Here is a 14,002-nt window from a genome sequence, read left to right on the forward strand (position 1 = left end):
TTAGGTTTTAACCTTCGATCATTCCCCATCATTGCAATCAAATATTGTATTTTAAAAGCCTTGTAAATATGCAATAATTCTACCATTTTTTTGCTTGACATAAATCTAACTTTTTCATATACTATACAAGTACCTGTTACACAACAGAATACATGGAGAGGTGTCCGAGCGGCTGAAGGAGCATGATTGGAAATCATGTGTGCGGTTATCCCGTACCCAGGGTTCAAATCCCTGTCTCTCCGCCATAGTAAAAGCAGTGCTTTCGCACTGCTTTTTTATTTGCATATAAAGAAAAAGCTATTCGAATTATACTCGAATAGCTTTTTATATGTCACACTATATTAGTTGTGAATTTTCTTTGCAATATCACCGATAATTTCAGGTGTCGTTCTACAACAGCCACCAATGATTTCAGCTCCAGCTTTTCGCCATACCTCAACGTAGTCTACAAATGATGCAGCATCGCCATACCAAGTTTTAGTTTTACTATCATAGCTTTCACCAAGGTTCGGATATACAGCAATCGGTTTCTCTGTAACAGTACGAATATCTTTTATCAATGATTCTACATATTCCGGTTTAGTACAATTAATGCCAATCCCCGTAATAGGATGTACCTTGTCGATCATTTGTGCACATTTAATAATGGTTTCGCCACTAGAAACATGATGCCCATCCTTACAAGAAAAAGAAATCCATCCGGGAATACCTTTGGATGTAAACGGATCAGACATAGCTCTCGCAATAGCGATTGCTTCAGCATAAGACGGTATAGTTTCAAAGGATAATATGTCTGGATGTTCTTCGCAGAATAATGCTAGCCGTGGAATATGGAATATCTCTAGATATTCTGTTTGCACATCAGGATAACCACGGTATTCAGAGCCATCAGCCAAGAAAGCGCCATAAGGTCCTACAGAGGCTGCCACCAACGGTTTAGGTAAAGCACCTTCAGAAAAATATCTAACCCCCTCAGGAGTCTCTTCACCGAGCGTAATACCACGCAATGTAAGCGCCCCACTCGCCTTTGCTTCTAAAAACTCATTACGAGCTTGCATGGCTAAACGAACAGATAGTTTAACAAGCTCTATCGCTTCTTCCGTTCCATAACCTAAACCTTTAAAGCCTGCTACTGTCGCTTGATAGCCAGAGCTTTGAATGATATCGGCACCCGCAGCTAAATAAGAAATATGTATTTTCTTAATGATATCTGGCTGATCCATGAGAACCTTAGCAGACCACAACTTATGTTGAATATCACAGCCATAACGCTCTAATTCGGTCCCTAAAGCTCCATCCAAGACGAGGGCGCCCTTTTCCTTAATAATATCTAAAAATGCACTTCGTTTAGCCATCATATCACCCATTCTATACATACCTCATATAACACGAGGCTTACCTAGCATATTATATCAAATAATACGTTCTGGTACTATCTACAAACTATTTTAATACCTCTGCTGGAGGTTCCTTACCAAACCATTTCTTATAAATTTCTGCGTATTTACCATTTGCTTTGATCTTAGCCAAGCCATCATTGATTTTGTTAAGCAACTCTGTATTACCTTTTTTCACAGCAATACCTAGTGGTGCCGCATCATAGTCCTCTCCAGTAACCTTTGCGATACCTTTGCCCTTACCATTAACATAATATTCGTTTACTGGTGTATCATTGATAACTACATCGACGCCTTTATTTTGCAATTCTAAGAACGCATCGACAATAATATTAAACTGACGTACATCGGCATTGGGAATCTTGCTAGCAATCTCTGCACCAGTAGAGCCGATGGATACACCAATGCGTTTACCTTCTAGATCCTTAAAGCTATTAATATTGGTGTTATCAATGTTTACAACGAGACCATTACCTGCAATATAGTACGGTTTACTAAAATCAACGGATTTTGCACGTTCTTCAGAAATAGTCATATCCGAAATAGCGATGTCGATGGTGTTACTTTGTAATGCTGGTAAAAGCGCATCAAAGTTTAGATTTTGAATATCTGCTTCTATGCCCTCTTCGTTTGCAATCGCATTGATAATATCAATATCAAATCCAGCTAATTTACCACTATCTTTGTCTTTAAAACCAAATGGTGCATAGGTCGCATCAGTACCTACGCGCCATGTCTTCTGACTATTACCCGCATTACCACAGCCAGCGATTAATAAACTACTAGCAATAGTGAAAGCCCCTAATAGAGCTGCTATTTTCTTAAATTTCATATTATTACCCTTACTTCTCTCCGTTCTATCTAGAAACAGATTTTTCCTTAATTAACTAATATATTTATACTTACACTTATGAGCATAATAAAAATAATACCTCTAAAGGTATTATAGTTTTATGATAACATTCGATATAGTAAGGGTCAACAAATCCAACTATACCAATAGGTATTGAATTGATATAGTTTTTAGCTATATCGAAAATAACATTCCTAAGTATATAAAAAGACCGCCTTTACCAAGCATAGATGAAACTTGATAAAGGCGGTCATCTCCAAAATGGAGGATTCCTGGTTATTTATAGAATAAATAAGCTATTCAATTCATTTAGGATATATAGTATGTAATTTATTTAGCATGTTTAGCTTTTATATACATAGCTACCTTGTACAAGAACGTACAGAGTAATAAATACATTACGATACTGAGATATGTCGCTTCAGGTGTTTCTACCCAAGCTTGAGCAAATACATCAACACCTGCAATACGAAGCACTGCACTAAACAAGGAGCCAATAGCACCACCAGCTACGAGACCAGAGGCAATTGTACTACCTTTGGAGAAGCGAAGATCTGCCAATTCTTTGTCTTTTGTACTATTTTGTACAAGATACGCAATCAAACCTCCGATAAGTAATGGTGTATTAATTTCCATTGGCAAGTATGTGCCCAAGGCAAATGCCAACGGTGGAACTCTTACCATCCACAAGATGATTGCAAATAATGCGCCAGCCATGTATAGAGGCCATTGAGCACTACCACCAGTCATCATTGGCTCAATGATGGCAGCCATAGCGTTCGCTTGAGGTGCATTTAATGCATGATCTCCTACAAATCCATAAGCATCATTCAAAAGAATCATAACACCTACAGAAAGTACGGCACAAAGAATAGTACCAACGATTTGCCATTGTTCCATTTTCTTAGGTGTAGCACCTGTCATATGTGCCACCTTAAGCTCAGACATGAAGTTACCAGCCATCCCAATAGTAGTACCGATAAAAGATGCCATCATGAGGACCGCAATCATGCCGACCTTACCAGTCATACCTGCTGCGGTTAAGCATACAGCGGAGATGATAATCATAAAGATTGTCATACCTGAAACTGGTTCCGTACCTGTATAAGCGATGGAGCTAATCCCCACTACAGACAATAGGAAAGACATAATAAGAACGATTAAGAACGCTACAATTGTTTGTCCGAAGCTTTCAGCATACATAAAATGGAAATATGCTGCAAATAAAACTGTACATAACAAGATGCCAGCACCAATCCAAGATGTAGGTACATCACGTTGTGTACGAAGCAAATTAACATCTACAGTTTTAGAACTAAAGATGTCAAGCACTGCATTTTTAACAACATTTGCTACGACTTTAGACATTGTAATTAGACCGATGATGCCTGCCATAGCGAGCATGCCGATACCAATATGACGAACATAATCAAGGAATACCTTGCGAATTGGGGCCTCCCCTAATGGAACTGCATGGCCGCCAATTTGCATGATATGTTCAGGCGCTAAATAGTACACAATCGGAATACATACAAACCAAGAGAAGAAGGAACCAGCTGCAATGATAGCCGCATAGCGAAGGCCCGTGAAATAACCAAGGCCAAGCAATGCTGCATCAGTATCTACCGCTGCGGTTAGCTTAGTTTGATCTGCAAGGGCTGCCCCCCACTTAAAGGTAGCAGTGCGAATAACCTCTTGCCACCACCCTAAACTATTAAGAATAAAGTCATACACGAGAGCAATTAAACCAGAGCCAAGCATAAGTTTTGCTTTGCTACCTTCATTACTCATCAATACTTCCGCTGCAGCACGACCACTTGGGAACGGATACACATAGTGCATTTCCTCAACGAAATAGCGACGGAACATAACGCATAATAAAACACCTAAAACGCCGCCAAGAATGATAGGAATCGCCATTTGTACGAATGATACATCTGTTACATTCCAGATGTAAAGAGCTGGCAAGAAGAACATAGCCCCTGCTAATGTGTTCGTACTAGAACTAGCGATAGCTTGAATGTGTACCGTTTCGGCAAAAGCATTTTGCCGCTTTAGAATAACTGCTGTACCCATAGCAAGTACAGATACTGGTGCAAAGGCATCTACTGTTTGACCGATTTTCAAACATAAATAGCCAACAGCCAGTGTGAAAACTGCCGCATAGAACAAGCCCCAGAATACTACATATGAATTAATCTCTACGTAATCTTTCTTAGGATCTAACACCGGTTCTATGGGTGGAATGGAACGAACCTCGTCCGACATAGTAAAACCTCCTCACAGAAAAAGTACAAACGTATAACTATTCACCTTTATACTAACACGGTACTACACATGGTTCAATGGTTTTCTATGCACTATGCGAATAAAACAATACACCCCCTATAAATAATTATTTTGCATTTTTGGCGTCCCTGTTCTACAATGAAAGTATATTAAGAATCTCTATTATTATGTAACGGTATCGTATACTGCCCTGTATAACACGTATGTTTACTTACGAGGAGGCTCATTATGGAATCAATGGTCGAACGTTTTGTACGCTATACGAGCATAAATACACGGTCTAATGAGGAAAGTACAACCATTCCTAGTACTCAAACTCAAGTAGACTTTGCTACGAATGTGCTCGTTCCCGATTTAAAGGCAATAGGTTTAGATGAGGTTATTTATAATCGTGAAAATGGTTTTATCATCGGCACATTACATGCTAACACTGATGAGAAAGCTCCTTCCATCGGCTTCATTGCCCATATGGATACAGCTGATTATAATGCAGAAAATATTAAACCTCGTATCGTAGAAAACTATGATGGTAGTGATATTTGCCTCAACGAAGAACACCAAATCTTCACCCGACGTGCCGACTTTCCAAATCTAAAAAATTACATTGGAAAGTCCTTAGTTGTAACTGACGGTTTAACACTCCTCGGTGGTGACGACAAGGCTGGAATCTGTGAAATCATGGAAGCTCTCGCCTATCTCGTAGCTCATCCAGAAATTAAACATGGTAGAATCATGTGTGCTTTCGGTCCAGACGAAGAAATCGGTACTGGCGCAGACCACTTCGATGTTAAACAATTCCCTGTAGACTATGCTTACACTATTGATGGTGAAAGCCTAGGTCAACTCGAATACGAAACCTTTAATGCCGCAGGCGGTACCGTTATCCTGAAAGGTGTTTCTGTTCACACAGGCACAGCCAAGGGCATTATGATCAACTGTGCTAAACTAGCTATGCAATTTGACGCTTTATTACCAGGAGCAGCTGTTCCTGAGTACACCTGTGGGCGCCAAGGTTTCTTTATGCTCATGAGCATGGAAACACAAGTAGATACCGGTAAAATGAACTACATTATCCGCGACCATGACAAAGAACTATTCGAAGCCAAAAAAGCATTCTTCTTACAAGCAGGTCAAACATTGAACGAAATATATGGTCGTGAAGTATGTGAAGTATCTGTAAAAGACCAATACTACAACATGTACGATATCATCAAAGATAATATGGAATGTGTAAATGTAGCCAAAGCAGCTATGGAAAAAGCTGGGATTACACCTATTTGTGATCCTATTCGCGGTGGCACAGATGGATCCAAAATCTCCTTCATGGGCATTCCTACACCCAATATTTTTACAGGTGTAGAAAACCTACATGGCCGTCATGAATTTGCATGTATCGATGATATGAAAAAAGCGGTTGAAGTTATCGTTAATATTGTAAATATTGAAAAATAATAGCATTAGCAAAGCAGTAGTAGATAACAAAAAGGACTATACGAGCCTAGGTTCGTATAGTCCTTTTAATTTACATATTACGCAAGCTTATTATTACGCTTACGATTTCTAATTTCTTCCTCTTCAGCGCGAGCTTTTAAAGAAAGATCTCTTTCAGTCCCCACATAACGACCATATAATAAATAATAAGCAACTAGTGCAAGGAGCGCCACAACAACGCTTACATGGAACATACTAGTATAACCTACAACCTCTTTAACAGCGCCTAAAATATAGGGGCCAAAGCCTAGCCCCATGTCCAAGGCAATGAAGTATGTGGATGTGGCAACACCAATACGATGAACAGGTACTATTTTAACAGTAACAGCTTGTCCGTTGGACATAAATGTACCATATCCAAGGCCAACAAACACAGCCGATAAAAGCACAAGCCATGTAGAGTGGGCGATGGATAATAAGAAAATACCAAGTGCTAAGGATACAAAACAAGGATAAAGAACGAAGTTTTCACCCTTCATATCAAACACAATACCAAGCAATGGTCTTGTTATAGTAATAACTACAGCATATACAACAAAGAAGAAGGTGCCCGCCATAATAAGATCTAGGTCTTTTGTGTAGGCTGCCATAAAGCCAATAACACCAGAGTAGGCAAAGCCGACTAGAATAGAAACAAGACTGATTGAATTCATCCGTGGTTCAATGTAGTCCGAGATTCTAATACCCTTATGTGCTTCTGATTCGATACCAAGTTTAGGTTCATTAAATTTCATGATGACAGAGCCAATACCGCAAAGGATGATAAGTGCAACACAGAATGCGATGATAAAATCATAACCAAGACTATGAAGCATCAAGATACCTAAGAATGGCCCTACTGCAGCGGCAAGAGAGGTAGATAAGCCATAATAGTTAATCCCTTCCCCACGGCGTGACGTAGGAATAATAGCAGCAATGATAGTACTTGTAGCAGTAGATGTAATACCATAAGCAAAACCATTTAAGAAACGAACACTATCAAGCATTAGTAAATTAGGTGTGTAGAAATACATAGCCGTTGAAATCAAGTAAATCAATAACCCTAAATAGAGCATCTTGCGACACCCTAGGATACTGATAAACCGCCCTGCCAACAAACGGGCTACAACGGTGCCAATAATATATATACCAACAGCAAGTCCCGCTTGACTAGCCGTAGCATGAAGATTATCTTTTGCTACAACCGCAATAATAACGATTAATAAATAATAAATTAAAAATACTAAGAAATTAATCAAAGTATCAAGGACAAAGGATTTTGTCCACAAGGCCTCCTTAGCCTTATCCATATTATCAACTCCATTTTTTAAATTATTGTCAACCAGTTTGCGACAACGGTTAATTATAAACCTCTCATTATAAAAAACAAGAATTAAAATATTATATATCTCATCAATTTTATTTATAATAAACTACATATTCACAATAAATATGCATTAATTTCCATTTTAATACCTCATATATTTTTACGATATAAAAACACCTTCAATAGCGACAGATGAGACCAAAAGACTCAAAGCCAACTATTAAAGGTGCTACTTTAAATATTTATTTTGTTTTTAGACCACAAGCTTTGAAGAAATTCTTGTACGCTTCAGCCTTTTTCGGTAGGCTCAACGGATAGGCACGTGATGTAGATGGCAAACGTGTCAATGTCAATTCCCGACCATTAAATACAAAAGGAATTGTTTCACCAGTTTTAGGTAATTTAACCTTTTCTGGTAAAAGGCTCAATAAAATCTCCGTAGCCTTGCCGCCTGTTGTACCAATATGCTTACAGTCAGGGATTTGCTCCAGTACGTCCGCAAGTGGAACTGGTTCAACGACCTTAAGAAATGCATCAGATGCATTCCCTTTTTCGCGAATAGCTTTCAAAACAGTAGGACAAGATGCAATTCCAGCTTCAGACAAAAAGGCTTTAATCTTCTCAGGATCCATCGCTTTTTCCTCACCATTTCTAAAATGATCCTTTTCATCAAAGAATACGAGGCCAAAAACACGCCACATATCATTTTGGAAATTTGGATAATGGAATTCCATAGCACGTTTTGATTGTTCTGGAGGAAATGTGCCCATCATCATGACTGTTGCCTTCTTTGGTAAGAATGGAGGGAATGGTCTTGTTTCAATTGTTTCTGCCATATAGCATCAACTCCTTTCACATTCTAATATGAACTTAATTTTCAATACAATATATGAGATATATCACACATTATAATCCAATTAGCTCCTAGGTGAAAGCAACTAAAGAACTTATTAAAATATATCAATAGACTTACATTATCTATTATTATTGGCCAATTGGTTGAGAAACTAAGGTATTAATATGATCAAAACCAACTGGTGTCGGAGATACGAGATACAAGCAAATTACAGCAGCCACGGCAAAACCGATTGCCAAATAAGAGAAACTGCCATTCCGAGGAAATTCATACATACCAAAGAGGCGTATCCCTATAGTAGCACCAATAGCTGTAATCAAAGACGGTATAGAAAAAATGTTATAAAAGCCGAATACTACCATAAGGCCTGCATAGCCACCTACTACAGTAACCATAGGCAACATGCGATCCATTGGATTTGGAATAGATCGCGTTAGTGCAGCTGGATAATATGAAGCCTCTACGCCAAACATGCCTAAGAATATATTAAAACCAGCCCAAATGCTATCCCATGCGCTTCTAAAAGCATCTCTATGCTTGCCGGCATACCATGCAAAGTCCGTAACGATTAAAATGGCTAAGCCTACACAGACAAAGTAGAATTCACTAGGAATTTTAGGACCTATATAGGCGCCTACAGCTGTTACAACGGCACTCAAAATCGATGCCACTATTACACGCTGTAAACGAGGCCGTTTATTTTCAGGAATGCGTTTATACACAGTAGCCAATAACTCTAAAACAAAGCAAGCCATAAAAACGGCAATGCCTGCAGCAGGAACAAAGAAGGCACTCACCAAACTCAAAATGAAGGGAATGCACAGGCGCCATTTAGGGAATAAGGCAAGATCTTTATAATCTAAACGAATATCTTGTGTTTCCATAGTGAAGTTGTTGTACACCACAAAAAGCAACATAAAAGCGATTACGTCAACCGCAGTGGCACCCCAAATCAATAAGGTTGGTACTACAACCATTGATAAGGCTACTCCAGAAAGGCGAGATAAGCCAGCAGCCACTAAGCCCAGTAATAAAAACGGTGTTAAAGCAGATATAATTTCGAGCATAATATTCCTCCCATCATTGTATAAATTTAAGTATATAGTATCTACCACACTACATCAAGGAGAGATATATTTTTTCATAGCTAGACGCTTTCGCACAGCAGAGGTAGAGCATCCCATCACCTGTGCAATCTTTGCAACTCCATAACCTTGTGCACGGAGTTTTTTAATCTTATTTTCGTCTAGATCAAGAGTATTTGCCCTTATTTCTATACCTTGCTCTCGCAAATACATTGCCACTGTAGAACCACGTATCCCATAAGCCAATCCAATGTCATCTGTACTCATGTGATGATGAATATATAAATAAGCCATCTCCTCTACGCGCATAGGCTTTCGCGCTTTAGGAAGTAAGCAATTTCCCATATGCCGCAATACATGGTGAACTTTCCATCGCGATATACCATACATACGAGCAATAGCATCTGTACTATTTCCACTTTTATAAGCCCTACATATACGTACTACATCTATAGAGACGTTTTTATTTGATTGCTGACAAACCAATCCATATTCCTTCAAGCGATTCGCCATCGTCGTAATAGACACATCATAACGCTTTGCTAATGAATGGAGCGACCACTTACCGGTCTCATACAAAGCTTGTACATGAACCATATTGATTTCTTTCTTCAGAGGCCTCCGTTCGATATCGTACGCTTTCATACGCCGCATGATGGTATCAACACTACATTGAAAATAATCCGCCACATCGCGAACGCTCCATTGTTTCTCTATATATAATTGGTGCAACAACTGTTTTGGTATAACACGCACATTTCGATACATAATTTTGCCCTTCCTTATAAACGAACTCCTTCCCCTATTATTGTGAAAGTTTCACTAGGAAAAAACAATAAAAAAGAGGTTCCTAATAGTCACATAGGTGACCAATAGGAACCTCTTTCAATATGTAATTATATGACCCACATTATGATATGTGACAGTATGGTTGCTATACCACATCAGTGCACAATCCGTTATTATTTATGTTCTAATAAAACCATAATTAGTTTATACGCTTATAAATAGATTGCTTCATTAACGGTATCTACGTTCAAGAGCTTTAGGTTTACTTAAAATGATGGACCATTTCATGCCCTCTTTTAAAGCATGATTAGATTTACGCCCACGAGTTGAAGTCGCAGCTAGAGCAGTAGGCGCAGTTGTAATGCCTACATTTTCAACAAGAACTTGTCCCTCTTTAGCTGCTTTATCTCGTTTAAACTCAGCTAGTCTTTCACTTAAGGTCGGTCCCGTAACAGCTTCTCTATCTAAGCGAGTCTTACTGGTAGTATAACTCGGAGTGCTACTGGAACTTTTCATTGATAAGGCTTCAATATCTCGTTGAGCTGCTGCAGCCTCTTCATTGAAATGTATGTCCTCCATAGTTTGCGATGGAGCTTCTCGTTGCTGATTTACAATCGGTTTATCTTCATAAGAGTCCCCATAAAGGTCATCAACCTTAGATAAATCATCCATAGATGGTTCATCTACCTTGCGTTCTATGGAGATGCCATATTCGCGCTCCATATCTTCCCAAGTTCCGCCACCAGAGCTTTCATACTCATCATACTCTTCAGACTCTTCAGTATTCTTATTTTTTATAATGGAAAAAGCAATGTACGCAATGATACCTAAAACAAAGATTGGATTATGCGAAAAGATGGATAGCACTGAAGACAAAATAGAGTCCATAGCTACTCCTATTCACCATCTGCTAAGTTTTCACGCATTTTAGTGTCTGCAATAATATTGTTCATATTATAGTAATCCATAACACCTAGATTACCGTTTCTGAAAGCCTCTGCCAATGCTTTAGGAACTTCAGCTTGTGCTTCCACAACCTTAGCTTGCATGTCTTGTGTTTTAGCACGCATTTCTTGTTCTGTCGCAACCGCCATTGCACGGCGTTCTTCGGCACGAGCTTGAGCAATTTTCTTATCTGCTTCCGCTTGGTCAGTTTGCAATTGAGCACCGATGTTACGTCCCACATCTACGTCAGCAATATCGATGGACAAGATCTCGAATGCAGTACCCGCATCAAGGCCTTTACCCAATACAGTACGGGAAATGTGATCTGGATTTTCCAATACATCTGTATGTTCTTCAGAGGAACCTACAGTCGTTACGATACCTTCACCTACACGGGCAATAATTGTGGCTTCACCAGCACCACCAACGAGGCGATCGATATTCGCACGTACAGTAACACGAGCACGAACTTTCAATTCGATACCATTTTTTGCTACCGCAGAAATAATTGGAGTTTCAATCACTTTAGGATTAACGGACATTTGAACTGCTTCCAATACATCACGACCGGCGAGGTCGATAGCTGCGGAACGTTCAAAAGTCAACGGAATAGATGCCCGTTCAGCGGCAATCAAAGCATCCACAACGCGGTCAACGTCACCACCTGCAAGGTAATGCGCTTCCAACTGATTTACATTCACATCAAGCCCCGCTTTATTAGCTTTAATCAACGGCATTACAATTTGAGACGGGTTTACGCGACGCAAGCGCATACCTACAAGTGTAAAGATACCAACATTAACGCCCGCTGCTAAAGCAGATACCCAAAGGCCTAATGGCACAACATATAAAAATACCATAATACCAATCAGCAGAATGGGAATCAAAATTAAAATACCTACATCCATAATAACCTCCATGATTTACGACGATGTTGTGAAAGCTTAATCTCGCTTTCTAACAATATTGCGACCACCTACGACTCGAAGGACCACAATAGGTGAACCGGCATCGATGAAGTCACCTTCGGTTACAACATCTACCAAATTACCATTAATCTTAGCAATACCTGCAGGGCGTAGTGTTGTATGAGCTACACCTTCCTTGCCAGCCAAATCTTCTAATACATCATTAGATACATAACCGGCTTTTGTCGTAGACCGTTGCCCTAAGGTAAACAATTTGCCTATCCACGTCTTTTCAAAGTGATTAAAGAACACGATGATAATGACAATTAACAAGGCTGTTAATCCTAGCACAGCATACAATGCTACCGTACCTTCCCCAAGAGCTACATAAACGCCCCATAGGAATGCGCAATAACCGATAAGACCTAAAATACCGCCTGGTACTACGAGTTCTACAGCCATCAAAGAAACACCGATAGCCATCCATATTAAAAACTCCATAGGCCCTCCTCTCTAAAATTAATTTTATACAACTTATATGTTTATTATACAATATTGAAGATAAATTATAAAGATACTAAACAAAAACGACTACTTTCACAGATACAATCTGATTCAGTAGTCATTTATTATATTGAATACAAGTCAATTCACTTTAATCTCAAGGTTCTACGCCAAGAGCTCGAAGTCGTATAAGGTTATACTTCTGTTTTTTTCAATTGGTCATTGCCAATGCCTGTTTTTTGAAGGATCAACAAACAAATGCTCATCGCCATACCTACTACCGTAGCAAGACCCATCCCTTTTAACACTACAGGTCCAACCGCAAGTTCTGCACCGCTAAGACCTACCACAAGGATAACAGATGTAAGAATCATATTAACAGGGTTTGTATAATCTACCTTACGTTCTACAAGCATACGCAACCCAGATGCTGCGATAATGCCGAACAAGAGGATGGAAACCCCACCCATAACAGGTACTGGGATAGCATGAATAAGTGCTGCCACTTTACCAACAAAGGATATGATCATCGCAAGAACTGCAGCACCGCCAATTACCCATACGCTAAAACAACGAGTAATGGCAAGTACGCCAATGTTTTCACCATATGTCGTATTTGGTGTCGCACCAAAGAAACCAGAGAGAATATTTGCAAGACCATCACCAAGCAAGGATCTTTGTAGACCTGGCTCTTTCATCAAGTCTTTAGCGACGATATTACTAGTAACAACTAAATGACCAACATGCTCTGCAAATACTACAAAGAGGGCTGGCATAATCATAATAATCGCATTGATATCAAATACAGGCATGCCGTAGAACTGAGGCAAGGAAAGCCAAGGAGCAGCTTCTACACCAGAGAAGTCAACAACTCCCATCACAGCAGACAATACATAACCGGAGACAACACCGATAAGAACAGGAATAACAGCTAAGAAACCACGGAACACAACAGTTCCAAGCAAGGTAACAACTAAGGAAAACATAGAGATAATAACAGCTTGGCTATGACTCATGCCTAAATCTTGATTACCGATAAGGCCAGACATACTCATCGCTACTGGCGCTAATTCTAAGCCGATAATCGCTACGATAGCACCCATTGCCGCTGGTGGGAATAATTTATCAATCCAACGCGTACCAATATAACGGACGAGAACAGATAAAATTACAAAAGATAGACCAAATACAACAAAGGCCCCTTTTGCCGCTTCATAACCAAGACCTGCAGATAACACACCTGCTACAGGCGCAATAAAAGCAAAGCTGGAACCAAGATATGCAGGAATCTTACCCTTACACACAAATAAGTACAATAATGTACCAATACCATTCATAAACAATGCTGTTGCAGGGTCTACTTTTAATAAATACGGTACCAATACAGTAGAGCCAAACATGGCAAATAAATGTTGAAAACTAAGTGGTAACATTCGGCCCCATGATGGGCGTTCTTGAATATCAATATAATCTTTCATCGTTTCTCCTCACACACAATATAACGATGCTAAGTTCATATAGTACAGTCCTTAAATATACTCTATGAATTTACACAAACAGATTCATCTTATGATACATA

12 protein-coding genes and 1 tRNA gene are annotated in these 14,002 nt (G+C 39.3%); 2 read left to right on the forward strand and 11 right to left on the reverse strand.

The annotated features are described in order from the left end of the window. The first annotated feature begins 154 nt into the window (after positions 1–154). A tRNA-Ser gene (locus E7B10_RS07505) sits at positions 155–245 on the forward strand. 96 nt (positions 246–341) lie between these two features. Here the strand turns inward: E7B10_RS07505 and mmuM are convergent. From mmuM to E7B10_RS07520, 3 genes are all read right to left on the reverse strand, one after another. Continuing rightward, positions 342–1,367 carry a homocysteine S-methyltransferase gene (gene mmuM / locus E7B10_RS07510; RefSeq protein WP_287511238.1) on the reverse strand — a complete coding sequence of 342 codons (1,026 nt, stop codon included), beginning with the start codon at positions 1,365–1,367 and terminating at the stop codon, positions 342–344. Positions 1,368–1,443: 76 nt separating this feature from the next. Further along, complete coding sequence (locus E7B10_RS07515) at positions 1,444–2,229, reverse strand: basic amino acid ABC transporter substrate-binding protein (protein WP_155086386.1); 786 nt, start codon at positions 2,227–2,229, stop codon at positions 1,444–1,446. 351 nt (positions 2,230–2,580) lie between these two features. Continuing rightward, positions 2,581–4,518 carry an OPT family oligopeptide transporter gene (locus E7B10_RS07520; protein ID WP_004697976.1) on the reverse strand — a complete coding sequence of 646 codons (1,938 nt, stop codon included), beginning with the start codon at positions 4,516–4,518 and terminating at the stop codon, positions 2,581–2,583. Between the two features lie 249 nt (positions 4,519–4,767). Between E7B10_RS07520 and pepT the strand changes: the two genes are divergently transcribed. After that, a complete protein-coding gene (gene pepT / locus E7B10_RS07525; RefSeq protein WP_287511240.1) occupies positions 4,768–5,991 on the forward strand; it encodes a peptidase T in 1,224 nt (407 codons plus the stop codon). A 77-nt stretch (positions 5,992–6,068) separates the two neighbouring features. Here the strand turns inward: pepT and E7B10_RS07530 are convergent, their stop codons facing one another. From E7B10_RS07530 to uraA, 8 genes are all read right to left on the reverse strand, one after another. Then, on the reverse strand, positions 6,069–7,355 hold the full coding sequence (locus E7B10_RS07530; RefSeq protein WP_323727139.1) for an MFS transporter: 1,287 nt from the start codon (positions 7,353–7,355) through the stop codon (positions 6,069–6,071). Positions 7,356–7,578: 223 nt separating this feature from the next. Continuing rightward, positions 7,579–8,172, reverse strand: a complete 594-nt coding sequence (locus E7B10_RS07535; RefSeq protein ID WP_008602839.1) for a DNA glycosylase — start codon at positions 8,170–8,172, stop codon at positions 7,579–7,581. Positions 8,173–8,320: 148 nt separating this feature from the next. Continuing rightward, positions 8,321–9,259: a hypothetical protein gene (locus E7B10_RS07540; RefSeq protein ID WP_287511241.1), complete on the reverse strand. Its 939-nt coding sequence runs from the start codon at positions 9,257–9,259 to the stop codon at positions 8,321–8,323. 54 nt (positions 9,260–9,313) lie between these two features. Continuing rightward, positions 9,314–10,045 carry a sortase gene (locus tag E7B10_RS07545; protein ID WP_287509537.1) on the reverse strand — a complete coding sequence of 244 codons (732 nt, stop codon included), beginning with the start codon at positions 10,043–10,045 and terminating at the stop codon, positions 9,314–9,316. A gap of 252 nt (positions 10,046–10,297) precedes the next feature. Further along, complete coding sequence (locus E7B10_RS07550; protein ID WP_287511242.1) at positions 10,298–10,954, reverse strand: hypothetical protein; 657 nt, start codon at positions 10,952–10,954, stop codon at positions 10,298–10,300. An 8-nt stretch (positions 10,955–10,962) separates the two neighbouring features. Further along, entirely contained in the window at positions 10,963–11,919 is a 957-nt protein-coding gene (gene floA / locus E7B10_RS07555; RefSeq protein WP_004693762.1) for a flotillin-like protein FloA, read from the reverse strand. 36 nt (positions 11,920–11,955) lie between these two features. Then, complete coding sequence (locus E7B10_RS07560) at positions 11,956–12,420, reverse strand: NfeD family protein (RefSeq protein WP_004693763.1); 465 nt, start codon at positions 12,418–12,420, stop codon at positions 11,956–11,958. A 197-nt stretch (positions 12,421–12,617) separates the two neighbouring features. Further along, the gene (gene uraA / locus E7B10_RS07565) at positions 12,618–13,901 is read right to left on the reverse strand and encodes a uracil permease (RefSeq protein ID WP_101928946.1); all 1,284 of its coding nucleotides are present in this window, start codon (positions 13,899–13,901) and stop codon (positions 12,618–12,620) included. Between the last annotated feature and the right edge of the window lie 101 nt (positions 13,902–14,002).

The organism is Veillonella sp. (assembly GCF_032470285.1).
Taxonomy (GTDB): Bacteria; Bacillota; Negativicutes; order Veillonellales; family Veillonellaceae; genus Veillonella.

Coding starts and splice junctions, on each gene's coding strand:
- pepT (WP_287511240.1), top strand. CDS start 4,768: ATGGAATCAATGGTCGAACGTTTTGTACGCTATACGAGCATAAATACA.
- E7B10_RS07520 (WP_004697976.1), bottom strand. CDS start 4,518: ATGTCGGACGAGGTTCGTTCCATTCCACCCATAGAACCGGTGTTAGAT.
- uraA (WP_101928946.1), bottom strand. CDS start 13,901: ATGAAAGATTATATTGATATTCAAGAACGCCCATCATGGGGCCGAATG.
- mmuM (WP_287511238.1), bottom strand. CDS start 1,367: ATGGGTGATATGATGGCTAAACGAAGTGCATTTTTAGATATTATTAAG.
- E7B10_RS07560 (WP_004693763.1), bottom strand. CDS start 12,420: ATGGAGTTTTTAATATGGATGGCTATCGGTGTTTCTTTGATGGCTGTA.
- E7B10_RS07515 (WP_155086386.1), bottom strand. CDS start 2,229: ATGAAATTTAAGAAAATAGCAGCTCTATTAGGGGCTTTCACTATTGCT.
- E7B10_RS07545 (WP_287509537.1), bottom strand. CDS start 10,045: ATGTATCGAAATGTGCGTGTTATACCAAAACAGTTGTTGCACCAATTA.
- floA (WP_004693762.1), bottom strand. CDS start 11,919: ATGGATGTAGGTATTTTAATTTTGATTCCCATTCTGCTGATTGGTATT.
- E7B10_RS07535 (WP_008602839.1), bottom strand. CDS start 8,172: ATGGCAGAAACAATTGAAACAAGACCATTCCCTCCATTCTTACCAAAG.
- E7B10_RS07550 (WP_287511242.1), bottom strand. CDS start 10,954: ATGGACTCTATTTTGTCTTCAGTGCTATCCATCTTTTCGCATAATCCA.
- E7B10_RS07540 (WP_287511241.1), bottom strand. CDS start 9,259: ATGCTCGAAATTATATCTGCTTTAACACCGTTTTTATTACTGGGCTTA.